This is a genomic window from Paraburkholderia sp. Ac-20347 (assembly GCF_017104805.1).
Lineage (GTDB): Bacteria > Pseudomonadota > Gammaproteobacteria > Burkholderiales > Burkholderiaceae > Paraburkholderia > Paraburkholderia tropica.
The window spans coordinates 19,586-43,244 of the sequence record NZ_JAAGPN010000015.1; the positions used below are offsets into that span (position 1 = coordinate 19,586).

At 65.1% G+C, this 23,659-nt stretch carries 22 protein-coding genes; 2 read left to right on the forward strand and 20 right to left on the reverse strand.

From position 1 onward, the window contains the following. Nucleotides 1-48: 48 nt before the first annotated feature. The 6 genes from G3N97_RS04990 to G3N97_RS05015 all read right to left on the reverse strand — a co-directional run bounded on the left by G3N97_RS04990 (nucleotide 49) and on the right by G3N97_RS05015 (nucleotide 6,494). The gene (locus G3N97_RS04990; protein ID WP_205992213.1) at nucleotides 49-1,836 is read right to left on the reverse strand and encodes an acyl-CoA dehydrogenase; all 1,788 of its coding nucleotides are present in this window, start codon (nucleotides 1,834-1,836) and stop codon (nucleotides 49-51) included. Nucleotides 1,837-1,954: 118 nt separating this feature from the next. Further along, nucleotides 1,955-2,890 carry an FAD-binding protein gene (locus tag G3N97_RS04995; RefSeq protein ID WP_205992214.1) on the reverse strand — a complete coding sequence of 312 codons (936 nt, stop codon included), beginning with the start codon at nucleotides 2,888-2,890 and terminating at the stop codon, nucleotides 1,955-1,957. Between the two features lie 13 nt (nucleotides 2,891-2,903). Further along, nucleotides 2,904-3,653, reverse strand: a complete 750-nt coding sequence (locus G3N97_RS05000; RefSeq protein ID WP_205992215.1) for an electron transfer flavoprotein subunit beta/FixA family protein — start codon at nucleotides 3,651-3,653, stop codon at nucleotides 2,904-2,906. 240 nt (nucleotides 3,654-3,893) lie between these two features. After that, entirely contained in the window at nucleotides 3,894-4,703 is an 810-nt protein-coding gene (locus G3N97_RS05005; protein ID WP_065058295.1) for a MetQ/NlpA family ABC transporter substrate-binding protein, read from the reverse strand. A gap of 113 nt (nucleotides 4,704-4,816) precedes the next feature. Next, the gene (locus G3N97_RS05010) at nucleotides 4,817-5,470 is read right to left on the reverse strand and encodes a methionine ABC transporter permease (RefSeq protein ID WP_205992216.1); all 654 of its coding nucleotides are present in this window, start codon (nucleotides 5,468-5,470) and stop codon (nucleotides 4,817-4,819) included. Continuing rightward, nucleotides 5,460-6,494, reverse strand: a complete 1,035-nt coding sequence (locus tag G3N97_RS05015; RefSeq protein ID WP_205992217.1) for a methionine ABC transporter ATP-binding protein — start codon at nucleotides 6,492-6,494, stop codon at nucleotides 5,460-5,462. Before G3N97_RS05015 ends, G3N97_RS05010 begins: the two co-directional genes overlap by 11 nt. A gap of 281 nt (nucleotides 6,495-6,775) precedes the next feature. On the opposite strand from G3N97_RS05015, the gene G3N97_RS05020 reads away from it, so the two are divergent. Next, entirely contained in the window at nucleotides 6,776-7,672 is an 897-nt protein-coding gene (locus tag G3N97_RS05020) for an alpha/beta hydrolase (protein WP_205992218.1), read from the forward strand. 27 nt (nucleotides 7,673-7,699) lie between these two features. Here the strand turns inward: G3N97_RS05020 and G3N97_RS05025 are convergent, their stop codons facing one another. Together G3N97_RS05025 and G3N97_RS05030 are read right to left on the reverse strand one after the other, a co-directional pair. Further along, nucleotides 7,700-8,539 carry an enoyl-CoA hydratase gene (locus G3N97_RS05025; RefSeq protein WP_205992219.1) on the reverse strand — a complete coding sequence of 280 codons (840 nt, stop codon included), beginning with the start codon at nucleotides 8,537-8,539 and terminating at the stop codon, nucleotides 7,700-7,702. Nucleotides 8,540-8,578: 39 nt separating this feature from the next. After that, nucleotides 8,579-9,505 (reverse strand): histone deacetylase family protein, encoded by a 927-nt coding sequence (locus tag G3N97_RS05030; protein ID WP_205992220.1) that lies wholly within the window; start codon nucleotides 9,503-9,505, stop codon nucleotides 8,579-8,581. 329 nt (nucleotides 9,506-9,834) lie between these two features. On the opposite strand from G3N97_RS05030, the gene mltB reads away from it, so the two are divergent. Continuing rightward, nucleotides 9,835-11,142 carry a lytic murein transglycosylase B gene (gene mltB, locus G3N97_RS05035; RefSeq protein ID WP_241030395.1) on the forward strand — a complete coding sequence of 436 codons (1,308 nt, stop codon included), beginning with the start codon at nucleotides 9,835-9,837 and terminating at the stop codon, nucleotides 11,140-11,142. Nucleotides 11,143-11,250: 108 nt separating this feature from the next. Here the strand turns inward: mltB and cysM are convergent, their stop codons facing one another. The 12 genes from cysM to G3N97_RS05095 all read right to left on the reverse strand — a co-directional run bounded on the left by cysM (nucleotide 11,251) and on the right by G3N97_RS05095 (nucleotide 23,644). Then, complete coding sequence (cysM, locus tag G3N97_RS05040; protein WP_205992221.1) at nucleotides 11,251-12,153, reverse strand: cysteine synthase CysM; 903 nt, start codon at nucleotides 12,151-12,153, stop codon at nucleotides 11,251-11,253. A gap of 295 nt (nucleotides 12,154-12,448) precedes the next feature. Continuing rightward, complete coding sequence (locus G3N97_RS05045) at nucleotides 12,449-12,820, reverse strand: helix-hairpin-helix domain-containing protein (protein WP_205992222.1); 372 nt, start codon at nucleotides 12,818-12,820, stop codon at nucleotides 12,449-12,451. Nucleotides 12,821-12,896: 76 nt separating this feature from the next. Continuing rightward, complete coding sequence (gene rfaD / locus G3N97_RS05050; RefSeq protein ID WP_205992223.1) at nucleotides 12,897-13,889, reverse strand: ADP-glyceromanno-heptose 6-epimerase; 993 nt, start codon at nucleotides 13,887-13,889, stop codon at nucleotides 12,897-12,899. A gap of 106 nt (nucleotides 13,890-13,995) precedes the next feature. Continuing rightward, complete coding sequence (gene rfaE1, locus G3N97_RS05055; RefSeq protein ID WP_241030396.1) at nucleotides 13,996-14,958, reverse strand: D-glycero-beta-D-manno-heptose-7-phosphate kinase; 963 nt, start codon at nucleotides 14,956-14,958, stop codon at nucleotides 13,996-13,998. A gap of 4 nt (nucleotides 14,959-14,962) precedes the next feature. Then, a complete protein-coding gene (locus tag G3N97_RS05060; RefSeq protein ID WP_065058285.1) occupies nucleotides 14,963-16,363 on the reverse strand; it encodes a UDP-glucose/GDP-mannose dehydrogenase family protein in 1,401 nt (466 codons plus the stop codon). A gap of 51 nt (nucleotides 16,364-16,414) precedes the next feature. After that, on the reverse strand, nucleotides 16,415-17,590 hold the full coding sequence (gene lapB, locus G3N97_RS05065; RefSeq protein WP_205992225.1) for a lipopolysaccharide assembly protein LapB: 1,176 nt from the start codon (nucleotides 17,588-17,590) through the stop codon (nucleotides 16,415-16,417). Between the two features lie 61 nt (nucleotides 17,591-17,651). Then, nucleotides 17,652-17,945, reverse strand: a complete 294-nt coding sequence (locus G3N97_RS05070; RefSeq protein ID WP_065058283.1) for a LapA family protein — start codon at nucleotides 17,943-17,945, stop codon at nucleotides 17,652-17,654. 341 nt (nucleotides 17,946-18,286) lie between these two features. Continuing rightward, nucleotides 18,287-18,610 (reverse strand): integration host factor subunit beta, encoded by a 324-nt coding sequence (locus G3N97_RS05075; protein WP_205992226.1) that lies wholly within the window; start codon nucleotides 18,608-18,610, stop codon nucleotides 18,287-18,289. A 25-nt stretch (nucleotides 18,611-18,635) separates the two neighbouring features. Further along, nucleotides 18,636-20,366 (reverse strand): 30S ribosomal protein S1, encoded by a 1,731-nt coding sequence (gene rpsA / locus G3N97_RS05080; protein ID WP_065058282.1) that lies wholly within the window; start codon nucleotides 20,364-20,366, stop codon nucleotides 18,636-18,638. A gap of 165 nt (nucleotides 20,367-20,531) precedes the next feature. Then, nucleotides 20,532-21,263, reverse strand: coding sequence for a (d)CMP kinase (gene cmk, locus G3N97_RS05085; RefSeq protein WP_205992227.1), 732 nt, complete (start codon nucleotides 21,261-21,263; stop codon nucleotides 20,532-20,534). A gap of 31 nt (nucleotides 21,264-21,294) precedes the next feature. After that, entirely contained in the window at nucleotides 21,295-22,599 is a 1,305-nt protein-coding gene (gene aroA, locus G3N97_RS05090) for a 3-phosphoshikimate 1-carboxyvinyltransferase (RefSeq protein ID WP_205992228.1), read from the reverse strand. A 97-nt stretch (nucleotides 22,600-22,696) separates the two neighbouring features. Then, nucleotides 22,697-23,644 carry a prephenate dehydrogenase/arogenate dehydrogenase family protein gene (locus G3N97_RS05095; RefSeq protein WP_205992229.1) on the reverse strand — a complete coding sequence of 316 codons (948 nt, stop codon included), beginning with the start codon at nucleotides 23,642-23,644 and terminating at the stop codon, nucleotides 22,697-22,699. Nucleotides 23,645-23,659: the final 15 nt, after the last annotated feature.

The following is a 23,659-nucleotide window of genomic DNA, read 5'->3' on the forward strand; positions in this document are numbered from 1 at the left end:
TCTGAAAAGAGGCCGCCGTTTTTCATACCCGCGCCGTGAATCGGCAAATCAGAACTGATCTTCCGGCAGCGCCAGCACGCCCTCGTCGCCCTTCGCGCTGACAATCGCCGCTTCGAGCGCCAGCGCGCGCGGCAACACCTGCTCCGCATAGCACTGCGCCGTCGCGATCTTCGCGCCGTAGAACTTTGGATCGTGCGGCATGAGCCGTTGCGCGGCAAGCATCGCGCGCGCCATCTGCCAGCCGCCCAGCACGACGCCCGCGAGCATCAGATACGGCACGCTGCCCGCGAACACCGCGTTCGGATCGCGCTTCGCATTCGCCAGCACGAAATCCACGGCCGACTCGAACGCGCCCTGCCCGAGCGCCAGATATTTCGCCATCGACTTGAACGCCCCGCCGTCCTGCGCGCCGAGTTCCGCGACCGTCTTGCCGATTTCAGCCGCCAGCGCCTTCGCCACCGCGCCGCCGTCGCGCAGCGTCTTGCGTCCGATCAGATCGTTCGCCTGGATCGCGGTCGTGCCTTCGTAGATCGGCAGAATGCGCGCGTCGCGATAGAACTGCGCCGCGCCCGTCTCCTCGATGAAACCCATGCCGCCGTGGACCTGCACGCCTAGGCTCGTCACCTCGATCGACGACTCGGTGCTCCAGCCCTTCACGATCGGCACGAGATATTCGTAGACGGCTTGATGACGTGCGCGCGCCGCCGTATCGGGATCGCGATGCGCGCGGTCGCTCTCGCCCGCCGCCGCGTAAGCGAGCGCGCGCGCCGCCTCGGTGAGCGCGCGCATCGTGCCGAGCATGCGGCGCACGTCCGGATGATGCACGATGGTGACCGCCGCCTTCGACGATCCATCGACGGGCCGGCTCTGCACGCGCTCCTTCGCATACGCGAGCGCCTGCTGATACGCGCGCTCCGAAATCGCCACGCCCTGCATGCCCACCGCGAAACGCGCGGCGTTCATCATGATGAACATGTACTCCAGCCCGCGATTTTCCTCGCCGATCAATTCGCCGATCGCGCCGCCCTGATCGCCGTATTGCAGCACCGCCGTCGGGCTCGCCTTGATGCCGAGCTTGTGCTCGATCGACACGCACTGCACGTCGTTGCGCGCGCCCGATGAACCATCCGCGTTGACGAGAAACTTCGGCACGATGAAGAGCGAAATGCCCTTCACGCCTTCAGGCGCGCCGGGCGTGCGCGCGAGCACGAGATGGACGATGTTCTGCGCCATGTCGTGCTCGCCCCAGGTGATGAAAATCTTGGTGCCGAACAGCTTGTACGTGCCGTCGCCCTGCGGCTCGGCGCGCGTGCGCACGGCGGCGAGATCGGAGCCCGCCTGCGGCTCGGTGAGGTTCATCGTGCCGGTCCACTCGCCCGAAATGAGCTTCGGCACGTAGCGCTGCTTCTGCGCCTCGCTGCCCGCCGTGAGCAGCGCCTCGATCGCGCCATCGGTCAGCAGCGGACACAGCGCAAACGAGAGATTCGCCGAGTTGAGCATCTCCACGCACGGCGTGCCGACGAGTTTGGGCAAACCCTGTCCTTCGTATTCCTGAGGATGCTGCACGCCTTGCCAGCCGCCCGCCACATATTGACGAAACGCCTCGGCGAAACCGGGCGACGCGTGCACTTCGCCGTCGTCCCAATGACTCGGATGGCGATCGCCTTCGGCATTGAGCGGCGCGAGCACTTCGCCGCAGAGCTTCGCGGCTTCGTGCAGCACCGCTTCGACGGTCTCGGGCGTGGCGTCCTCGCCGCCGGGCAGCGCGGCGATCTCGTCGAGCCCGGCCAGCTCCTTCATCACGAACAGCATGTCGCGTATCGGTGCGTCGTACATGTCAGTCTCCCCCTTCATCCGCTGATGAACGAAAAAAGGGGCGCACGCGGCGCCCCTTTTCTGTGTCAGACGTCATGCGATGCAGGCGTCTGTGATTCGCGTCTCGAATTCGCGATGCTTAGCCGAGCTCGTTGACGAGTTCCGGCACGACCGTGAACAGATCGCCGACGAGGCCGTAATCGGCCACGCTGAAGATCGGCGCTTCTTCGTCCTTGTTGATCGCGACGATGGTCTTCGAGTCCTTCATGCCGGCCAGATGCTGGATCGCACCCGAAATGCCGACCGCGATGTAAAGCTGCGGCGCGACGATCTTGCCGGTCTGACCGACCTGATAGTCGTTCGGCACGTAGCCTGCGTCGACTGCGGCGCGCGAGGCGCCGAGCGCGGCGTTCAGCTTGTCGGCGAGCGGCTCCAGCACCTTCGTGTAGTTCTCGCCGCTGCCCAGACCGCGGCCGCCCGAGACGATGATCTTCGCGCTCGTGAGTTCCGGACGGTCGAGCTTCGTGACTTCACGGCCGACGAATTGCGCCTTGCCGCTGTCCGCTGCCGCGTCGATCTTCTCGACCGGCGCGCTGCCGCCTTCGGCTGCGACCGGATCGAACGCCGTCGTACGCACCGTGATGACCTTGACCGGATCAGCCGATTGCACCGTGGCGATCGCGTTGCCGGCGTAGATCGGACGCTCGAACGTGTCGGCGCTGTCGACGGCCGTGATGTCCGAGATCTGCGCGACGTCGAGCTTCGCGGCGATACGCGGCGTGACGTTCTTGCCCGCTGCCGTCGCCGGCGCGAGGATGTGCGAGTAATTCTTCGCGATCGACAGCACCGTGGCTTCGACGTTTTCCGCGAGACCCTGTGCGAGCTGCGGCGCGTCGGCCAGAATGACCTTCGCGACGCCCGTGATCTTCGCCGCTGCATCGGCAGCCGCTTGCGCGTTGTGGCCCGCGACCAGCACGTGCACGTCGCAGCCAATCTTCTGTGCAGCCGACACCGCGTTCAGCGTCGCGGCCTTGATCGACTGATTGTCGTGTTCAGCAATAACCAGATTCGTCATTTTTTCTCGCTCCTCACAGCACCTTGGCTTCGGTCTTCAGCTTCTCGACCAGCGTCTTCACGTCGGCGACCTTCACGCCGGCGCTGCGCTTGGGCGGCTCCGAAACCTTCAGCGTCTTCAGACGCGGCGTCACGTCCACGCCGAGATCTTCCGGCTTGATCGTTTCCAGCGGCTTCTTCTTCGCCTTCATGATGTTCGGCAGCGTGACGTAGCGCGGCTCGTTCAGGCGCAGATCCGTCGTGACCACCGCGGGCAGCGCGAGCGACAGCGTTTCCGCGCCGCCGTCGACTTCACGCGCGACCGTGGCCTTGCCGTCGGCGACCGTGATCTTCGAGGCGAAGGTCGCTTGCGGCAGGTCCGCCAGCGCGGCGAGCATCTGGCCGGTCTGGTTCGAATCGTCGTCGATGGCCTGCTTGCCGAGGATGACGAGTTGCGGCTGTTCCTTGTCGACGAGCGCCTTGAGCAGCTTCGCGACAGCCAGCGGCTGAAGGTCTTCGTTCGACTCGATCAGGATCGCGCGGTCGGCGCCGATCGCCAGCGCCGTGCGCAGCGTTTCCTGCGCTTGCGCGACGCCTGCGGACACAGCGATCACTTCGGTCGCGACACCCGCTTCCTTCAGACGAACGGCCTCTTCGACGGCGATTTCGTCGAACGGGTTCATCGACATTTTCACGTTCGCAATGTCGACGCCCGTGCCGTCCGACTTCACACGAACCTTCACGTTGTAATCGACTACGCGTTTGACAGGCACAAGGACTTTCATTCACATGCTCCGAAGTTACGAATACGTCAACCTGGCGGACATTATAGCGACAGCCCCGAAGGACGCCGCTTGCCGCCAGCATTTTTCCCGCACGATCCACTACCTGCGCGCTACTTGCGCGGCGCGGCCGGCAGTCGCGAATATCGCTAGCGAACGATCGTGCGATTTTATGTCGGAAAAAACCCGGGCTTCAAGCCCGGGTTCCGACTGAATTCTCTATCTAATCCGTCTGCCCGGGGTTCACCACGACGCGATCACCGCGCCGCCGAACTTCTGTTCGATGTACTGCTTCACTTCCGGCGAGTGATACGCCGCCACCAGCTTGGCCGCCCAGGGCTTGTTGCGATCGGCCTCGCGGATCGCCAGCACGTTCACGTACGGGCCTTTCGGATCCTCGATCGCGATCGCGTCCGCCTTCGGCTTGAGCCCCGCTTCCATCGCGAAGTTCGTGTTGATCGCGGCGGCGTCCACGTCGTCGAGCGAACGCGGAATCTGTGCCGCATCCAGTTCGACGATCTTCAGCTTCCTGGGGTTATCCACGATGTCGAGCGGCGTGGCCTTCAAACCCGCGCTCTCGCGCAGCTTGATAAGGCCCTGCTTTTGCAGCAGCAACAGCGCGCGACCGCCATTGGTCGGATCGTTCGGCACCGCAATCCGCGCGCCCGGCTTGAGCTCCGCGAGCGTCTTCACCTTCTTCGAGTAGATGCCCATCGGGAACGTGACCGTGTCGGCGAGCTTCACGAGCTTGTAGCCGCGGTCCTTCACCTGCGCATCGAGATATGGCTGATGCTGGTAGCTGTTCGCATCGAGATCGCCGCCCGCGAGCGCCGCATTCGGCTGCACGTAGTCGGAGAACTCCACGATCTTGATCGTGAGACCGTTCTTCGCGGCCACGCGCTTGACCACTTCCATCACCTGCTCGTGCGGGCCGCCGGTGACGCCCACCTTGATGGTTTCGTCGGCGTGCGCCGCGAGCGGCGCGCACAGCGGGGCGATCAGCGTTGCCGCGCCGAGCGCGCTCGCCAGCCGGATCATGAAGCGTCGTTGCATGGCCAAACCTTTGTCTCGTGGAAGGTGATCGACGAGCCGCGAGCAAGCAGGTCGCGCGCGGCCGGGCGACGGTTACCGCTGGTTTTGAGGCTTACTTATCGCTTGTTTGTGGCTTATTTGTGGCTCAGACGCCGCACGAGCCAGTCGCCAAACGACTGCACGAGCTGCACGAACACGATCAGCACGACCACCACGAGCAGCATCACTTCGGGTTCGAAGCGCTGATAACCGTAGCGGATGCCGAGGTCGCCCAGACCGCCGCCGCCGATCGCACCCGCCATCGCCGAATAGCCGACGAGCGAGATGAACGTGATCGTGAGACCCGCCACCACGCCGGGCAGCGACTCGGGCAGCAGCACCTTGAAGACGATCTGGCGCGTGCTCGCGCCCATCGACAACGCGGCTTCGATCAGCCCGCGATCGACTTCGCGCAGCGCGGTTTCCACCAGACGCGCGATGAACGGCGCGGCCGAAATGGTCAGCGGCACGATGGCGGCCGCCGTGCCGATCGACGAACCCACCACGACGCGCGTGAACGGAATCACGGCCACCAGCAGGATGATGAACGGCGTCGAGCGCACCGCGTTGACGATCACGCCCATCGCGCGATTGACGGCGAGGTTCTGCAGCACGCCGTTGCGGTCGGTCAGATAGAGCAGCACGCCGAGCGGCAGGCCGATGGCCGCGCCAACCAGTCCGGAAATGCCCACCATGATGAGCGTCTCCCAGAACGACTGGACGAACATATCGAACATTTCACTCCACATGGGACAGCTCCTCCACCACCACACCCTGCTCGCGCAGCCACGTAATCGCCTGCGCGACCTTCACCGGATCGCCGCCCGCGAGCACCGCGAGCGAGCCGAACGCCTGCCCCTGGATCTCGTCGATCTGGCCGTGCAGGATGTTGAAATCGAGTTCGAAGCGGCGGATCGTTTCCGACAGCACCGGCTGATCGACGCCCGTGCCCGTGAAGGCGAGGCGCAGCAGATGCGCGTTGCCCTTCGCGAGACGCTCGGTCACGCGCGCCTTGAGCGCGGGCGGCAATTCCTGCGCGATCACGTCGCCGAGCAGCGCGCGCGTGACTTCGTGACGCGGCTGCAGGAACACGTCGATCACCGGACCGCTTTCCACCACGCGGCCCGCGTCGAGTACGGCCACGCGGTCGCAGACCTGTTTGATCACTTCCATCTGGTGCGTGATCATCACGACCGTGAGCTTGAGCTCGCGATTGATCTTGCGCAGCAGGTCGAGAATCGCGCGCGTGGTTTCCGGATCGAGCGCGGAGGTGGCTTCGTCGGAAAGCAGCACTTTCGGCTTGCTCGCCAGCGCGCGCGCGATGCCCACGCGCTGCTTCTGGCCGCCGCTGATCTGCGACGGATAACGGTCTTTCTGCGCCGTGAGGCCGACGAGTTCGAGCAGCGGCAGAACCGTCGCCTCGATTTCGGCGCGCTTCATGCCCGCGAGTTCGAGCGGCAGCGCCACGTTGTCGAACACCGTGCGCGACGAAAGCAGGTTGAAGTGCTGGAAAATCATGCCGATCTCGCGGCGCGCCTCGCGCAGTTGCGCGTTCGGCAGCGACGTGAGCGTGCGACCGTTGACGACGATATCGCCCTCGGTCGGCCGCGTCAGCAGGTTGATGGTGCGCACGAGCGTGCTTTTGCCCGCCCCGCTACGGCCGATAATGCCGAAGACCTCGCCCTGCGGAATCGTCAGATTGACGTTATGCAGCGCTTCGATCCAGCCTTGTGGGCCCGCGAAGCGCTGGGAAACGTTTCGAATTTCGATCATGGAAAAAACGAAACGGCGGGCGTGCCGCGCGCCGCCCGTGCACGCGATCGCCTGGATCGCCTGTACGCGTCGCGCCGGCAGACAGCCGCCGTTTGCTGGTCTGGAGTCAACTTGACATTTTACCCTGGCGAGCCAAATTCCTTTTAATAATCCATTTCGATAAATTCATTACTGAATTTCATTAGAGTCCCGGCGCGGCAAAAAGCACGGAAAGCTCGATGAAACCGCGGCTACACTCTGCCGTCAGACAAAAACTTACAACGACGAGAGAGACAGCGCAGATGGAGACGACCCAACCGATCAACGCCGCGCAAGCCGCGGCGCGCCTGCCCGACACGGTGACGCTGCGCACCCACGACGGCGCCGAACTGCCGCTCTACGCCTGGCGCACGCGCGGGACGCCGCCGCGCGCCGCCATCGCGCTGGTTCACGGCCTCGCCGAACACGCGCAGCGCTACGCCGCGCTCGCGGCGCGCCTGAATGCCGCGGGCGTCGATGTCTACACGATCGACCTGCGCGGTCACGGACGCGCGAGCGGCCGGCGCGCCTGGATCAACCGCTTCGACGAATATCTGGACGACGCTCACGCGCTGATCGCGCACGCGGGCGCGCAATGCGCCGCGCGCCGCACGCCGCTCTTTCTGATGGGCCACAGCATGGGCGGCGCGATCGCCGCGCTCTATGCGATCGAGCGCGCGCCGCAAGGCGGCGTGCCGCTCGCGGGGCTCTTGCTGTCGAGCGCCGCGCTCGCGCCCGGCCGCGACGTGCCGCAGTGGATGATCGCTGCGAGCCGCGTGATGAGCGCCGTCTGGCCGCGTTTCCCGGCGATGAAGATCGATGCCGCCCTGCTCGCACGCGACGCCGCCGTGGTGCAGGCCAATCGCGCCGATCCGCTCGTGCACCACGGCGCGATTCCGGCGCGCACAGGCGCGGAGTTGCTGGAAGCGATGAAGCGTATCGAAGCGGGCCGCGCGCAGCTGCGCCTGCCCGTGCTGATCTGGCACGGCACCGAAGACAAGCTCACGGAACCCGACGGCAGCCGCGCATTCGGCGCGCACGTGGGGTCGCCGGACCGCACGCTCACGCTCTACGAGGGCAGCTATCACGAAACGCTCAACGATCTGGATCGCGAGCGCGTGATCGCGTCGATGCTGGAATGGATCGAACGCCATTGCTGAGGCGGCGTTCGACTTTGACGTTCGACCTTACTTCGCGCCGCGCTTGTCGATGAAGGCCTGCACGCCGTCGAGCGCCGGGTCCGTCATCATGTTGCACGCCATGGTCTGCCCGGCGAGCTGATACGCGGCCTCGATGCCCATTTCGAGTTGCCGGTAGAACAGGCCCTTGCCCGCCGCCACCGCCTCGCGCGGCTTCGCGCAAATGCTCGCGGCGAGCGCCGTCACTTCTGCGTCGAGCGCATCGGCGGGCACGACGCGGTTCACGAGCCCTTCACGCAGCGCCTTTTGCGCGTCGATGAACTCGCCCGTCATCAGCATTTCGAAGGCCGCCTTGCGCGACACGTTGCGCGTGAGCGGCACCGAAGGCGTCGAGCAGAACAGCCCGAGATTGATGCCCGATACGGCGAAGCGCGCGGAATCGGCGGCCACGGCGAGATCGCACATCGCCACGAGCTGACAGCCCGCCGCGGTGGCGACGCCATGCACGCGCGCGATCACGGGCTGCGGCATCGACTGGATCGCGAGCATCATCTTCGAGCAGCGCGCGAACAACTGCTTGTAGTAGTCGAGCGACGGCGCGGCGCGCATTTCCTTGAGATCGTGGCCCGCGCAGAACGCGCGCCCCGTCGCCGCGATCACCACCACGCGCGCGTCCGAGCGTGCGAGCGCGGCGAGTTCGGTGTGCACGGCGTCGATCAGCGCTTCGGAAAGCGCATTGAACGCATCGGGACGATTGAGCGTGAGGCGCGCGACGCCGGGCACGCCGTACGCATCGTGCTCGACCTCGACGAGCGGCGCATGTTCGCGAGAAGCCTGCGAAGCCTCAGCGGCAGACGAAGACGACGACTCAACGGCAGCAGCACACATGACGCGACACTCCTTCAAACGTTGAAGCGGTTGAGCGGATCAGATCCCCGCCAGCACGCGCAGATGCGCCACGACGCTGCGCCCGAGCGCGGAGAGGTTATAGCCGCCTTCGAGACAACTCACGATGCGCCCTTTCGCATGGCGGTTCGCGATATCGCAGATCTGTTCGGTGATCCACGCGTAATCGTCTTCGACGAGGCCCATATTGCCGAGATCGTCTTCGCGGTGCGCATCGAAACCCGCCGAGACGAACACCATTTCCGGCTTGAATTCGTTCAGGCGCGGCAGCCACAGAATGTCGATCGCCTCGCGCACTTCCATGCCCTTGGTGCGCGCCGCCATCGGCACGTTGACCATGTTGCGCGCCTGCTGGTCGGCGCCCGAAAACGGATAGAACGGATGCTGGAAGATGCTGCACATGAGCACGCGATCGTCGCTGGCGAACGCGGCCTCGGTGCCGTTGCCGTGATGCACGTCGAAGTCGATGACGGCCACGCGCGACAGCCCATGCACGTCGAGCGCATGACGCGCGGCCACGGCGACGTTGTTGAAGAAGCAAAAGCCCATCGCACGCGCGGGTTCGGCGTGATGGCCGGGCGGACGCACGCTGCAGAACGCGTTCTCGTAGCGGCCGGCGAGCACGGCGTCGGTGGCGGCGACGGCCGCGCCCGCGGCGCGCAGCGCGGCCTGCCACGTGTGCGGATTCATCGAGGTGTCGGGGTCGATCGCCGCATAGCCTTCCTGCGGCGAGAGCGCACGCAGATAGTCGATATGCGCCTGCGTATGCACGCGCAGCAGCGCCGATTCTTCGGCAAGCGGCGCGGAGGTGTCGTGCTCGATCAGCGATTCGATACGGCTCGCGATGAGCTGGTCTTCGATGGCCTGCAAACGTGCGGGGCATTCGGGATGCCACTCGCCCATTTCGTGCAACAGGCAGTCGGGATGCGAAAAAAAGCCGGTCGTCATGTGTCGTGCTGGCCGCCGCGCGCGCCGGGACGCACGCCGCGGGTCTCCTTCAGGTCTTTCGTCGGGGTTCGCTGCGCGGGACTGCAATTCTTCCCAAACTTCGTGCGGCTTGTGGTGTGCCGCCTGCTTCTTGCCTTACTTAGTGCCTTACTTCGTCTCTTGCTTCCTGCCACCATGCTGCGCCCGCGATCGTGCGCGGGCAGTCATCACGTTACCACAGCGCACCCGCGCCAATGCGCGCTCCCGGCACGCCCAAGGCCGTTTCACGCAAGGTGCTCGGGTATACTGCCCGGGATTACGTTCTCTCCTGCCCGACCTACCCGCCTCCCATGACGCTCAAGTCCGCCCTGCCTGCTTGCCGCCACGTCCGCCTCACGTCTTTCGCCCTTGCACTGTGCGCCGCGTCGGCGTTCTGGGGCGGTGCGGCGCACGCGCAGACGGCCTCGCCCGACGCACTGAGCCCGCAACACGCGCCGCTCACGCTCGCCCAGGCCCAGCCGCAGACCGTGCCGCAAACGCAGCCGCAAACGCAGCCGCAAGTTCAGGCGCAGCCGCAGCAAACGCAGCCTCAAGCTTCGTCGCAGGGGCAAACGTTTGAAGAGGAGATCATCCCGCAGCGCTACGCGAACAATCCGAATGTCGACGCCTTCATCAACGACATGGTCGCGCGCTACGACTTCAACAGCGACGCGCTGCACGCGCTGTTCTCGAGTGCGAGCTATTCGGCCACGGCCGTGAAGCTCGTCACGCCCTCGCCCACGCCGAGCGCGAAAAACTGGCGCTCGTATCAGGCGCGTTTTCTCGATGCAGTGCGCATCAACGCGGGCGTGCGTTTCTGGCGTGCGAATCAGGCCACGCTGCAGCGCGCCGCCGATCAGTTCGGCGTGCCGCCCGAGGTGATCGTCGGCATCATCGGCGTGGAAACGATTTACGGGCGCTACATGGGCAACTTCCGTGTGCTCGACGCGCTCACCACGCTCGCTTTCGATTATCCGGATACGCCGAACCGCGCCGACCGCATGGCAACGTTCCGCAAGAATCTCGAGGACTATCTGGTCTGGACGCGCGACGCGCAGATCGACCCGTCGTCGGTGCTCGGCTCGTACACGGGCGCGATCGGCATCCCGCAATTCCTGCCGAGCAGCATCGTGCAGTACGCCGTCGATTACGAGGGCAACAATCACATCGATCTGCGCAACAGCACGCCGGACGCCATCGGCAGCGTCGCGAACTATCTGAAGCAGAACGGCTGGGAGCCGGGTCGCCCGGTGGTCTGGAAGATCGCGAAGGACGCGGGCAGTCTCGGCATCGCGCAGGCGGCCGCCGACGGCAAGCCGGAACCGCGCTGGCCGCTCGTGCAGCTGCTGCGCTCGGGCCTCGTGCTCAACGAGCCGAACATCGACATCGCTGCGGAAGGCGGCACGCCGGTCACCGTCATCGACCTGCCTACGCCCGGCCGTCCGACCGAGTACATGCTCGGCCTGAAGAACTTCTATGTGCTCACGCGCTACAACCGCAGCTTCTTCTACGCACTCGCGGTGTATCAGCTCGGCGAGCGCGTGAAGGCGCAGATGCTCGCGACGCAGCCGAACGTGGGCACGGGTCCGGCGCTGAACACCCCGAACGCGACGCAGTAAGCGCCGCTCGGCACCTCACCACGCGTCACAAAACACAACGGGCGGCCTGTCGCAAACAGGCCGCCCGTTTTTCATTCTGTGCGCGCGCGGACCGCGCGGCGGATTCGCTTACGCCGGGAACACGCCCGTCGACAGATAGCGGTCGCCGCGATCGCAGACGATGAACACGATCGTCGCGTTCTCGACCTGACGCGCGATGCGCATGGCCACTTCGCACGCGCCACCCGACGAGATGCCCGCGAAAATACCTTCGACCGAGGCAAGGCGGCGCGCCATCGCTTCGGCTGCGGCCTGGCTCACGTTCTCCACGCGATCGACGCGACTGCGGTCGAAAATCTTCGGCAGATAGGCTTCGGGCCACTTGCGGATGCCCGGAATGCGCGAGCCGTCTTCAGGCTGCGCGCCGACGATCTCGATCGCCGTGCTCTGTTCCTTCAGATACTGCGACGTGCCCATGATGGTGCCCGTCGTGCCCATCGATGAAACGAAGTGCGTGATGCGCCCTTCCGTGTCGCGCCAGATTTCCGGGCCCGTGGTCTCGTAGTGCGCGAGCGGATTGTCCGGGTTCGCGAACTGGTCGAGGATGATGCCCTTGCCGTCGCGCTGCATCTGTTCGGCGAGATCGCGCGCGTATTCCATGCCGCCCTTGACCGGCGTCAACAGGATTTCCGCGCCGTAGGCGGCCATGCTCTGACGGCGCTCGACCGAGAGGTCCTCGGGCATGATCAGCACCATCTTGTAGCCGCGGATCGCCGCAGCCATGGCGAGCGCGATGCCCGTGTTGCCGCTCGTGGCTTCGATCAGCGTGTCGCCGGGCTTGATGCGGCCGCGTTCCTCGGCCTTGTGGATCATGGACAGCGCCGGGCGGTCCTTCACCGAACCCGCCGGATTGTTGCCTTCCAGCTTCGCCAGCACGACGTTGTTGCGGGCGCGGATTTCATCGTCCGGGAGACGAACGAGCTGCACGAGCGGCGTGTTGCCGATCGTGTCTTCAATAGTCTTGTAGGGCATAGTGAATAGTGAGGCGCAATGACGTGCGATTGTGCGAATACGTGATCGTTCGATTCTAAACCACGCGGCCAACCCTCGCCGACTAGCCCTGACATCGGTGGGGATGGAAAAACTGGGGATTCGGTGAGGATTCGGGCAGCGCTGCAAAAAGCCCGCGGCGCAAGCCGCGGGTCAATGTCGCCGAAGCGACACCTGAAGGAACCGCTCATCCCTGTTCTGCGAAGTCGCGCACGCCGTGGCGCACCGGCTCGGGCGCACGCGACCCCACGCGAATCTACACTGCGGCAGCGTGACCCTACTTCTTGACGGCGACGGTAGCCGGCTGCGGCGCTGCGTTCTTGCCTTGCGCGTTCGGTGCGCTCTGCGCGCCCTTCGCGCCTTGCGCCGCAACGGCAGCCTGCCCGTTCGCGGGACCGACCGACAATCCTTCGGCCTGCAAACGTTCGACGGTGTGGCCGCCAAGCCCCTTCACGCGCTTGCCGAGATCGGACGCGTCCTTGAACGGACCGTGCGCGCCGCGCTCGTCGAGAATGGCCTTGGCCCGCGCGGGACCGATGCCCTTGATGCCGCGCAGCGCATCTTCATTGGCAGTGTTGACGTCCACGGCCGCGAAGGCCTGGCCGAACGCGGCGACGAGCGCGACCGCGGCGAGAAGCTTCTTGAACATGCTGGATCTCCCTTGTGCCGTCGCCGGCGACCATCGCCGGCGAGGAGAGTCCAGTTTAGGGAGCAACGATCGCGCGTTACACCTGGCCAGACAGCCAACGTACGTAACGATCGACACCTTCCTGCACCGTCAGGAACGGCGCGTCGTAGCCCGCTGCGCGCAGCTTCGACTGATCGGCCTGCGTGAAGCACTGATACTTGCCGCGCAGCGCATCCGGGAACGGAATGTACTCGATCAGCCCTTCCTTCACCTGCTCCGCGAGCGAGAGCGCCGGCTTACCTTCGAGCGCGCGCAGCGTGTTCACCACGCTCGTCGCGATGTCGTTGAACGGTTGCGCGCGGCCGCTGCCCAGATTGAAGATGCCGCTCTTTTCCGGATGATCGAAGAAGAACAGGTTCACCTTCACCACGTCTTCCACCGACACGAAATCGCGCGTCTGCTCGCCCGGCGCGTAGCCGTTGTACTCGCCGAACAGCTTCACGCGGCCTTCGGCACGGAACTGGTTGAAGTTGTGAAACGCCACCGACGCCATGCGCGCCTTGTGCGTTTCGCGCTGACCGTACACGTTGAAGTAGCGGAAGCCCGCGATCTGGCTTTGCGCCTTCGGCAGCACGCGGCGGATCACCTGGTCGAACAGGAACTTCGAATAGCCGTACACGTTGAGCGGCGCTTCCACGTCGCGCTCTTCGACGAAGCGGCTCGAGCCGCCGTAAATCGCCGCCGACGACGCATACAGAAACTGCGTGCCCTGCGCGAGACACGCGTCGAGCACCGCGCGGCTGTAGCGGAAGTTGTTGTCCATCATGTAGCGGCCGTCGGTTTCCATCGTGTCCGAACAGGCGCCTTCATGGAACACCGCGCGCACCTTGCCGAAGTCGCCGCGCGCGAAGCGCTCGACGAACTCGGTCTTGTCGATGTAGTCGTCGATTTCGCAATCGACCAGATTCTTGAATTTGTCGGCGCGCGTGAGGTTATCGACGGCGATGATGCGATCTTCGCCGCGTTCGTTGAGCGCCTTGACGATGTTGCTGCCGATAAAGCCGGCCGCGCCGGTGACGATGAGGGTCATGGTAGTTCTGCGCAGAGGAGTTCACGCGGGACCGGCAAAACTCTCCGAAGCCGGCCCGGGGATGCGTCCGTCACGCGACAGCCTGGTGGCCGCCGCGCGCGGCACGTCATTGAAAGAGTTCGTCGTAGTCGACGGTGGCCGTACCGAGCTTGCCGACCACGATACCGGCGGCGCGATTCGCGAGCGCGACGCCTTCGACGAGCGAGAGGCCCGCGCCCAGCGAGACCGCGACGGTCGCGATGACGGTGTCGCCGGCGCCCGAGACATCATACACTTCGCGCGCGACAGCCGGCGCGTGCAGCACGCCCTCTTCGGAAAAGAGCGTCATACCCTCTTCCGAGCGCGTGAGCAGCAGCGCGTCGAACTGCAATTCGTGGCGCAGTTTCGTCACACGCGCGAGCAGGTCGTCTTCCGACTTCCAGGTGCCGACCACTTCGCGCAGCTCCGCGCGATTCGGCGTAATGACGCTCGCGCCGCGATAGCGCTCCCAGTCGTCGCCCTTCGGGTCGACCAGCACCGATTTGCCCGCCGCGCGCGCGGTCGAGATCATCTGCGTGACGTGCGTGAGGCCGCCCTTCGCGTAATCCGACATCAGGATCACGTCATGCGACGGCAGCAGCGCGTCGAAGCGCGCGAGGCCGGCGAGCAGCGCCTCGTGCGCGGGCGTGTTTTCGAAGTCCACGCGCAGCAGCTGCTGCTGGCGCGACAGCACGCGCAGCTTGATGGTGGTGGGCAGCGCGGGATCGCGTTCGAGATACGCGTTCACGTTGCTCTCGCCGAGCAGCGTGACGATGCGCTCGCCCGGCTCGTCGTGACCAACCACGCACAGCAGGCCCGCCTGCGCACCCAGCGCCGCAGCATTGCGCGCGACGTTGGCCGCGCCGCCGAGACGGTCTTCCTGGCGCTGCACGTGCACGACCGGCACCGGCGCTTCCGGCGAAATGCGGTTGACGTCGCCGAACCAGTAACGGTCGAGCATCACGTCGCCGACCACGAGCACACGCGAGCGCGCGAACTGCGCGCGCGGCACGGCCTGGACTTCGGGCGCGAGCGCCGCGCTGTCGGTCATGGCGTCAGACTGCGGCCGGGTTTGCGTGTTTGACATGGGGCCGCCCAATCGAGTGATAGTCGAAACCGAGCTCCGCCATCGCGTCGGGCTCGTACAGATTACGTCCGTCGAAGATGCGCGGGGTCTTCAACTGTTCCTTCAGGAATTCGAAGTCCGGCGCCTTGAACGCCGTCCATTCGGTGACGACCACGAGCGCGTCGGCGCCCGTCAGCGTGTCGTCCTGGCTCGCCGCGAACGTCAGGCGCGCCTGCAGTTCGGGCGCGCTCGCCAGATCCAGCGCGAACACGCGACGCGCTTCTTCCGTCGCGACCGGATCGTACGCCGACACCGTCGCGCCACGGCGCAGCAGCTCGGCGATCAGACGGCGGCTCGGCGCCTCGCGCATGTCGTCGGTGTTCGGCTTGAACGCGAGACCCCAGACCGCGAAATGCTTGTCCTTGAGGTCCTCGCCCAGCGACTGGACGATCTTGTTCACGAGCACGTCCTTCTGGCCGTCGTTGACGTCCTCGACCGCCTCGAGAATGCGCAGGTTCTGGCCCGACTCCGCAGCCGTGCGGATCAGCGCCTGCACGTCCTTCGGGAAGCACGAGCCGCCGTAGCCGCAACCGGCGTACAGGAAGTGATAGCCGATGCGCGGGTCCGAACCGATGCCGCGACGCACCGACTCGATATCGGCGCCGACGCGGTCGGCCAGATTCGCCATTTCGTTCATGAACGAAATGCGCGTGGCCAGCATCGCGTTGGCCGCGTACTTGGTGAATTCGGCCGAGCGCACATCCATGTAGATCGTGCGTTCGTGATTGCGGTTGAACGGCGCGTAGAGGCGCTTGATCTTCTCGCGCGCGACTTCGCCATTGGCGTCCTCGTCGATGCCGATAATGATGCGGTCCGGACGCATGAAGTCGTCCACGGCCGCGCCCTCTTTCAGGAATTCGGGGTTCGAGACCACCGAGAAGCGCTGCGCGTCGCTCGCGCCGAGGCCACGCTTGGCGAGCTCTTCGGCGATCACGGCCTGCACGCGCTGCGCCGTGCCGACGGGCACCGTCGACTTGTCGACGATCACCTTGAAGCCGGTCATGTGGCGGCCGATGCTGCGGGCCGCTTCGAGCACGTATTGCAGGTCCGCCGAGCCGTCTTCGTCGGGCGGCGTGCCGACGGCGATGAACTGCACTTCGCCGTGCTCGACGCTCGCGGCGACGTCGGTGGAAAACGTGATGCGGCGCGCCTTGCGGTTACGCTGAATGAGCTCGAGCAGACCCGGCTCATGGATCGGCACGCCGCCGTTGTTCAGGATGTCGATCTTGCGCGGATCGACGTCGAGGCAGAACACGTCGTGACCGATTTCGGCAAGGCACGCCCCGGTGACGAGGCCAACATAGCCGGTACCGATAATGGTGATTTTCATACGCGCTCCGGTAACAGATTCGGATTGAGGTAATGCGTGCGCGGCGGCGCGTCAGCTGGAAGCCGGAATCGGCTCGACGCGGCGCGGCGCGTAGGTTTCCCACCCGCTGCAGCCAGGGCACTGCCAGTAGAACAGGCGCGCCCGGAAGCCGCAGTTCTGGCAGGTGTAGCGCGGCAGGTTCTTGGTGCGCTGCTGGATCAGCTTGCGCATGAGTTCGAGTTCGCTGCGGCGCGGCTCTTCGGCCGTCGCCTGTTGCGCTTCGAGCAGACGCGTCATGCCGGCGAGATTCGGCGACTTCTGCATCTGCGTGCGCGCGAGCGTGTGCGCCGCTTCGGGACCGCTCAGCTCCGACACATATTTATAGGCCACATCGAGCAGATCGTTCGACGAATGGCGATCGACCCACTCCATGAGCAACTGCGCGCCGTCGTGCGCGCGGCAGAGCGCCTCGTAGCCCTTCATGACCTTTTCGGCCACGAGCGGCAGATAGGCGGGGTTCTGCGCTTCGACGCGCTGCCACTGCACGAGCGCCGACTCCCAGTTGCCGCTGGCCGCATCGACATCGCCCGCGAGAATGGTCGCGCGCACGTTGTGCTCGTTCGCCTTGAGCGCGAGGCCGAGCTGACGGCGCGCTTCGTCGGGCTTCTTCTGCTGCAGCGCTTCCTGCGCGAGTTCGCAATGGAACTGCGCGATCTCGACGCCGAGCGACGGCGTGCCCATCGTTTCGAGGTGGCGCGCGGTGTCGATCGAACGATTCCAGTCCTTCTCGATCTCGTAGATCGTCAGCAGCGCGCGCTGCGCGCCCTGCGCGTAATCGCCCGACTTGAGCGTGCTGAAGGTTTCCTCGGCGCGGTCGAGCATGCCGGCCTTCAGGAAATCCTGACCCAGCTCATAAAGCGCGTGATCGCGCTCGTTCACGGGCAGATCGGCGCGCGACAACAGATTCTGGTGCACGCGGATCGCCCGGTCGGTTTCGCCGCGGCGGCGGAACAGGTTACCGAGCGCGAAGTGCAGCTCGACCGTTTCCGGATCGAGCTTGGCGACTTCGATGAACGCGTCGATGGCCTTGTCGGGCTGCTCGTTGAGCAGGAAATTCAGGCCGCGGAAATACGAGCGCGGCAGGTTGGCGCTTTCGGACAGCAGCGCCTTGAGGTCGTAGCGCGACGCCATCCAGCCGAGTGCGAAAGCCACGGGAATGACGAGGAGCCACCAGAAATCGAGATCCATGCGAGCGATGGTGAGAGGTAATCAAGCCGCGCGCCCGGGCAGACGCGCAGCGGCAAATCGATCAGATGAGCGGCGGCAGCGGCGGCTCCGCCACCACGGCAGGCGTTTCGCGCGCGGTGCGCAGCTCGCGCTTGAGGCGGCCGTTCTCCATGCGCAGCCGGAAAATCGCGGGCAGCGCGGACAGCAGGCCGGCCAGCAGACCGACGACGAAAAACGCGAGGCCGATCAGAATGAGCGGAGCCTGCCACGAATATCCGGCAAGAAAGTTCAGCGTCGCGGTTTGCGTGTTGGCGAGTGCGAGCACGAGCAGCAGCACGAACACCAGCACACGGATCACCCAGGCGATCAATCTCATGAAGGATTCTCTTGGCAGTTGAACAAACCCCGGCGCCGCACGTATGTCGCCATGCATGCCGCAACGCGTGTTGCGCCGCAGCAGCGGCGCCGCCGAAGTGTCCCGTATTGTAATGGAAGGCCTCGCGCCCGCGCAGGTGGCGCGCGAACGCGCGGCGGCGCCAAAACCGCGCAGGGACATTCGCACGGACACACGCCGAGCGCCCCACGACGCCGCGGACGCGAAACCAACAGGCGAAAAAAAAGCGCCGGGCTATTAGCCCCGGCGCTTTCCGGTCCTTGCGTTCTGGCCATCTGGCATTGATTGCCGACAACCGCAAACACGGCAATAACTTGCAGCGCTTACAGATCGTCGTCCGGCTGGTCCGCTTTCAGCGGCTCGCCCGAGCGACGGTCCACACGCTCGCGCAGCTCCTTGCCCGGCTTGAAGTGCGGCACGAACTTCTCGGGCACCAGCACTTTTTCACCCGACTTCGGGTTGCGTCCGACGCGCGACGGCCGGCGGTTCAGGCCAAAGCTGCCGAAGCCTCGAATTTCGATGCGATGGCCCTTGGCAAGCGCCTCGGACATCGCATCGAGCATCGTTTTGACCGCGAAATCCGCATCCTTGAGGACAAGTTGCGGAAATCGCGTAGCCAGCTGCGCGACCAATTCAGATTTGGTCATACTTCAGCTTGCCCCCGTTTGAGGCTTACTGGTTCTGGCCGTCGAGCTTGGCCTTCAGCAGCGCGCCGAGGTTGGTCGTGCCGGTAGCAGCCGCACCCGTGTCCGACGACATGCTGCGCAGGGCTTCCTGCGTCTCAGCCGAATCCTTGGCCTTGATCGACAGGTTGATGCCACGCGACTTGCGATCGATGTTGATGATCATCGCGTTGACCTTGTCGCCTTCCTTCAGCACGTTGCGAGCATCTTCCACGCGGTCTTGCGCGATTTCCGAAGCACGCAGGTAGCCTTCGACGTCGGCGTTCAGGGTGATAACTGCACCCTTTGCGTCGACCGACTTGACCACGCCGTCAACCGTCGAACCCTTGTCGTTGACAGCAACGAAGTTGCTGAACGGGTCGCCTTCGAGCTGCTTGATGCCGAGCGAGATGCGTTCCTTCTCGACGTCGATGCCCAGAACCACGGCTTCGACTTCGTCGCCCTTCTTGTACTTGCGGACGGCTTCTTCGCCAGCTTCCGACCACGACAGGTCCGAAAGGTGAACCAGACCGTCGATGCCGCCGGGCAGACCGATGAACACGCCGAAGTCGGTGATCGACTTGATCGCGCCCTGGAGCTTGTCGCCCTTCTTGAAGTTGCGGCTGAAGTCATCCCACGGGTTCGGCTTGCACTGCTTCATGCCGAGCGAGATGCGGCGGCGGTCTTCGTCGATCTCGAGGACCATGACTTCGACTTCGTCGCCCAGCTGGACAACCTTCGACGGAGCAACGTTCTTGTTGGTCCAGTCCATTTCCGACACGTGAACCAGGCCTTCGATGCCCGATTCGACTTCGACGAATGCGCCGTAGTCGGTGATGTTCGTGACCTTACCGAACAGGCGCGTGCCCGACGGGTAACGGCGCGAGATGCCTTCCCACGGATCGTCGCCCAGTTGCTTGATACCGAGCGAAACGCGGTTCTTTTCCTGATCGAACTTGAGGATCTTGGCGGTGACTTCCTGGCCAACCGACAGGACTTCCGACGGGTGACGCACGCGACGCCATGCGATGTCGGTGATGTGCAGCAGGCCGTCGATGCCGCCGAGGTCCACGAACGCGCCGTAGTCGGTGATGTTCTTGACCACGCCGTTGACGATCGCGCCTTCCTTCAGCGTTTCGAGCAGCTTTGCGCGCTCTTCGCCTTGCGTGGCTTCGATCACTGCGCGGCGCGACAGCACGACGTTGTTACGCTTGCGGTCGAGCTTGATGACGCGGAATTCGAGCGTCTTGCCTTCGTACGGCGTCGTGTCCTTGACCGGACGCGTGTCAACCAGCGAACCCGGCAGGAACGCGCGGATGCCGTTGACCATGACGGTCATGCCGCCCTTGACCTTGCCCGTAATCGTGCCGGTCACGAGTTCGTTGTTGTCGAGAGCCTTTTCCAGCGACAGCCACGAAGCGAGACGCTTCGCCTTGTCACGCGACAGGATCGTGTCGCCGTAGCCGTTTTCCAGCGCGTCGATCGCGACGGAAACGAAATCGCCCGCCTGCACTTCCACTTCACCCGCGTCGTTCAGGAATTCTTCGAGCGGAATATAGGCTTCGGACTTGAGACCAGCATTGACGACCACGAAGTTGTGGTCGACGCGCACGACTTCGGCGGAAATCACTTCGCCGGCGCGCATGTCCTGGCGGGTCAGCGACTCTTCGAACAGAGCCGCAAAAGATTCGGTATTCGGGGTGGAGGTTTGCAGGTCGGACATAAAAATCTGGATTTGCATGGTTTCTGCTGCGCTTCCAGCCTGTTCCAGGCCGGTTGGGCGTTGAGGCCGGAGCGCTTACGCTCGTGGCACAGATGCAAAAGCCATACGGGGTTAAAGGGTTAAGACACGCCCTGCTTCCCAGCAGGGCACCACTACATTTACCGCTACTGCTGTACTGCGTTCTTACTGCGATTTACCGTGCGCATCCTGCCGCGCGGGTCGCAGTTCACTCCGCAGTTCGCTCGCTTGCTGATACCACTGCACGACCTGTTCGACCGCCTGGTCGATGGTCAGCGCCGAGGTGTCCAGCAGCTTCGCATCCGCCGCAGGCTTGAGCGGCGCGGCTGCGCGGTTACTGTCACGCGCGTCGCGCTCACGCAAATCCCGGAGCAAGTCATCCATATTAGCAGAAAATCCCTTCTGGATCAATTGCTTATACCGGCGGGCCGCGCGGGCCTCCACGCTGGCCGTCAGGAACACCTTCAGACCGGCGTCCGGGAAGATCACCGTGCCCATGTCGCGGCCGTCGGCAACGAGGCCAGGCAGCTTGCGGAAGGCCCGCTGACGAGCCACCAGCGCGGTGCGCACGGACGGATGCGCGGCGATCATCGAGGCGCGGTTGCCCACTTCCTCGGCGCGAATATCGTTCGACACGTCCACGCCGTCGAGCTGGGCCATGCCCTCACGAAACGTGATGTGGAGGTCGTCGATCAGCTTCGCCAGGCCGTCGGCATCATCGGCGGCGATCGTGTAGCGCATGCTGGCGAGCGCCGCCAGGCGATACAGCGCACCGCTGTCGAGCAGGTGAAAGCCGAGATGCGCGGCGACCAGCGTGGCCACCGTGCCTTTGCCGGAAGCGGTCGGGCCATCGATCGCGATGACGGGCGTCGGATAAAAGGGACGGGTCGATTTCATTCGGCAGCGAGACTCGGCGACTTAAAGAGATTCAAGGTTGGGCGAGCGCGAGGAAGCGCTCGAAATAATCGGGGAACGTCTTGGCGACGCACTTCGGGTCGTTGATGCGCACCGGCACGCCGCCGAGGCTCACGAGCGAGAAGCACATGGCCATGCGGTGATCGTCGTAGGTGTCGATCGCCGCGTTCGGCGTAAGTTTCTCGGGCGGACGCACGATCAGGTAATCGGGCCCTTCTTCCACGTCTGCGCCGACCTTGCGCAGCTCCGTGGCCATCGCCGCGATGCGGTCGGTTTCCTTCACGCGCCAGCTCGCGATATTGCGCAGCGTGGTCGCGCCGTCGGCGAACAGCGCGGCGACGGCGATCGTCATGGCCGCGTCGGGAATCAGGTTGAAGTCCATGTCGATGGGGTCGAGCTTGCCGTGATCGTTGCCGATCCCGCGCACCTCGATCCAGTCGTCGGCGACCGTGACGTTCGCGCCCATGCGCATGAGCGCCGCCGCGAACTCGACGTCGCCCTGAATGCTCGCGCGCCCCACGCCTTCCACGCGCAGCGGGCCGCCGCCGATGGCGCCCGCGGCGAGGAAGTACGACGCCGACGAGGCATCGCCTTCCACCATGATCTTGCCCGGCGACTGGTAACGCACGCCCGCCGGCACTTCGAAGCGATGCCAGCCGTGGCGCACGACCTTCACGCCGAAGCGCTCCATCAGCTTGATCGTGATCTCGATATAGGGCTTGGAAATCAGCTCGCCGTCCACTTCGACGATCGTCACGCCGTCCTTGGCGCGCACGAGCGGCAGCGTCATCAGCAGCGCGGTGAGGAACTGGCTCGACACGTCGCCGCGCACCTTGATCGGCGCCGTGACGTCGATCTGCGCCGGACGGATGCGCAGCGGCGGATAGCCCTCGTTCTCCTCGTAGTCGATCTTCGCGCCGATCTGGCGCAGACCGTCGACCAGATCGCCGATCGGGCGCTCGTGCATGCGCGGCACGCCGTGGATGCGGTAATCGCCGCCGTTGACCGCGAGCGCCGCCGTGAGCGGACGCACCGCCGTGCCCGCGTTCCCGAGGAAAAGGTCTGCGCGCACCGCCGTAAACGCGCCGCGCGTGCCTTGCACGACGCAGGTGTCGTCTTCGCGCTTGAGCTTCACGCCGAGCTTTTCGAGCGCGTCGAGCATCACGCGCGTGTCGTCGGAATCGAGCAGATTCGTGATCGTGGTTTCGCCTTCGGCGAGCGCCGCGAGCAGCAGCACGCGGTTCGAGATGCTCTTCGAGCCGGGCAGACGGATCGTGCCGGACGCACGGGTGAACGGTCCGAGATCGAGGTGTTCCATGACGTGTCCTGATGGTGCGGCGTGACGCGGGACTGCGTCGCGCCGCATGGCTGATGCTTGACTACTGATCGCTATCTTTGTCGCTTGCTTTGTCGCTTTACTTCGCGCCGTCCGCTTCGGGCGTCGCCTGCGCGAGCTTCTTGCCGCCGCGCTCCTGCCACGCCTCGCGCGCCGCGCGCGAGCGCGCAAACACGGTTTCGAGCGCCGCGCCGTCGCCGGCGTCGATGGCTACGCGCAGCTTCGCCAGCACTTCAGTGTAGGCGTCCAGCTCGGCGAGCAGCGCCGTGCGGTTCGCGAGACACACGTCGCGCCACATTTCGGGACTCGACGCCGCGATGCGCGTGAAGTCGCGGAAACCGCCCGCCGCGAACGAGAATTTCAGCTCGGCGTCAGGCGTATCGAGAATCTGGTCGACAAGCGCGAACGACAGCACGTGCGGCAGATGGCTCACCGACGCGAACACGCGGTCGTGCTGCGCGGCGCTCATCTGGCCGATCACGGCGCCCGTTGCGCGCCACATCGCGGCGATACGCTCCACCGCCTCCGGCGTATTTTCCGGCAGCGGACACAGCACGACGTTGCGGCCCACGTAGAGGTCGGGCAGCGCCGCCTCGACGCCGCTCGACTCGCGGCCCGCGATCGGATGGCCCGGCACGAACTGGCCGATGCGTTCGCCGAGCGCCGCACGCGCGGCGGCGATCACGTCGCTCTTGGTGCTGCCCGCATCGGTAATCAGCGTGTGCGGCTGCAGATGCGGCGCGATGCGTTCGAGCAGCGCCTGGGTCTGCGCGACCGGCGCGGCGATCAACACGATGTCGGCGCCGTCGAGCGCGGCGGCGAGCGCCGCTTCGTCGTCGAGCGTCGCGGCCGCGTCGATCACGCCGAGTTCGAGCGCGCGCGCGACCGAATGCGCACGACGGCCCACGCCGATCACCTGCCCGCGCTGACCTTGCACTGCGCCGCGTTCGCGCAGCCCGCGCGCCAGCGAGCCGCCGATCAGGCCGACACCGAAAATCACCAGTTTGCTAAAGGGAAACGCGCTCACGCCATCACCGGATCG

Coding starts and splice junctions, on each gene's coding strand:
- G3N97_RS04990 (WP_205992213.1), bottom strand. CDS start 1,836: ATGTACGACGCACCGATACGCGACATGCTGTTCGTGATGAAGGAGCTG.
- G3N97_RS04995 (WP_205992214.1), bottom strand. CDS start 2,890: ATGACGAATCTGGTTATTGCTGAACACGACAATCAGTCGATCAAGGCC.
- G3N97_RS05000 (WP_205992215.1), bottom strand. CDS start 3,653: ATGAAAGTCCTTGTGCCTGTCAAACGCGTAGTCGATTACAACGTGAAG.
- G3N97_RS05005 (WP_065058295.1), bottom strand. CDS start 4,703: ATGCAACGACGCTTCATGATCCGGCTGGCGAGCGCGCTCGGCGCGGCA.
- G3N97_RS05010 (WP_205992216.1), bottom strand. CDS start 5,470: ATGTGGAGTGAAATGTTCGATATGTTCGTCCAGTCGTTCTGGGAGACG.
- G3N97_RS05015 (WP_205992217.1), bottom strand. CDS start 6,494: ATGATCGAAATTCGAAACGTTTCCCAGCGCTTCGCGGGCCCACAAGGC.
- G3N97_RS05020 (WP_205992218.1), top strand. CDS start 6,776: ATGGAGACGACCCAACCGATCAACGCCGCGCAAGCCGCGGCGCGCCTG.
- G3N97_RS05025 (WP_205992219.1), bottom strand. CDS start 8,539: ATGTGTGCTGCTGCCGTTGAGTCGTCGTCTTCGTCTGCCGCTGAGGCT.
- G3N97_RS05030 (WP_205992220.1), bottom strand. CDS start 9,505: ATGACGACCGGCTTTTTTTCGCATCCCGACTGCCTGTTGCACGAAATG.
- mltB (WP_241030395.1), top strand. CDS start 9,835: ATGACGCTCAAGTCCGCCCTGCCTGCTTGCCGCCACGTCCGCCTCACG.
- cysM (WP_205992221.1), bottom strand. CDS start 12,153: ATGCCCTACAAGACTATTGAAGACACGATCGGCAACACGCCGCTCGTG.
- G3N97_RS05045 (WP_205992222.1), bottom strand. CDS start 12,820: ATGTTCAAGAAGCTTCTCGCCGCGGTCGCGCTCGTCGCCGCGTTCGGC.
- rfaD (WP_205992223.1), bottom strand. CDS start 13,889: ATGACCCTCATCGTCACCGGCGCGGCCGGCTTTATCGGCAGCAACATC.
- rfaE1 (WP_241030396.1), bottom strand. CDS start 14,958: ATGACCGACAGCGCGGCGCTCGCGCCCGAAGTCCAGGCCGTGCCGCGC.
- G3N97_RS05060 (WP_065058285.1), bottom strand. CDS start 16,363: ATGAAAATCACCATTATCGGTACCGGCTATGTTGGCCTCGTCACCGGG.
- lapB (WP_205992225.1), bottom strand. CDS start 17,590: ATGGATCTCGATTTCTGGTGGCTCCTCGTCATTCCCGTGGCTTTCGCA.
- G3N97_RS05070 (WP_065058283.1), bottom strand. CDS start 17,945: ATGAGATTGATCGCCTGGGTGATCCGTGTGCTGGTGTTCGTGCTGCTG.
- G3N97_RS05075 (WP_205992226.1), bottom strand. CDS start 18,610: ATGACCAAATCTGAATTGGTCGCGCAGCTGGCTACGCGATTTCCGCAA.
- rpsA (WP_065058282.1), bottom strand. CDS start 20,366: ATGCAAATCCAGATTTTTATGTCCGACCTGCAAACCTCCACCCCGAAT.
- cmk (WP_205992227.1), bottom strand. CDS start 21,263: ATGAAATCGACCCGTCCCTTTTATCCGACGCCCGTCATCGCGATCGAT.
- aroA (WP_205992228.1), bottom strand. CDS start 22,599: ATGGAACACCTCGATCTCGGACCGTTCACCCGTGCGTCCGGCACGATC.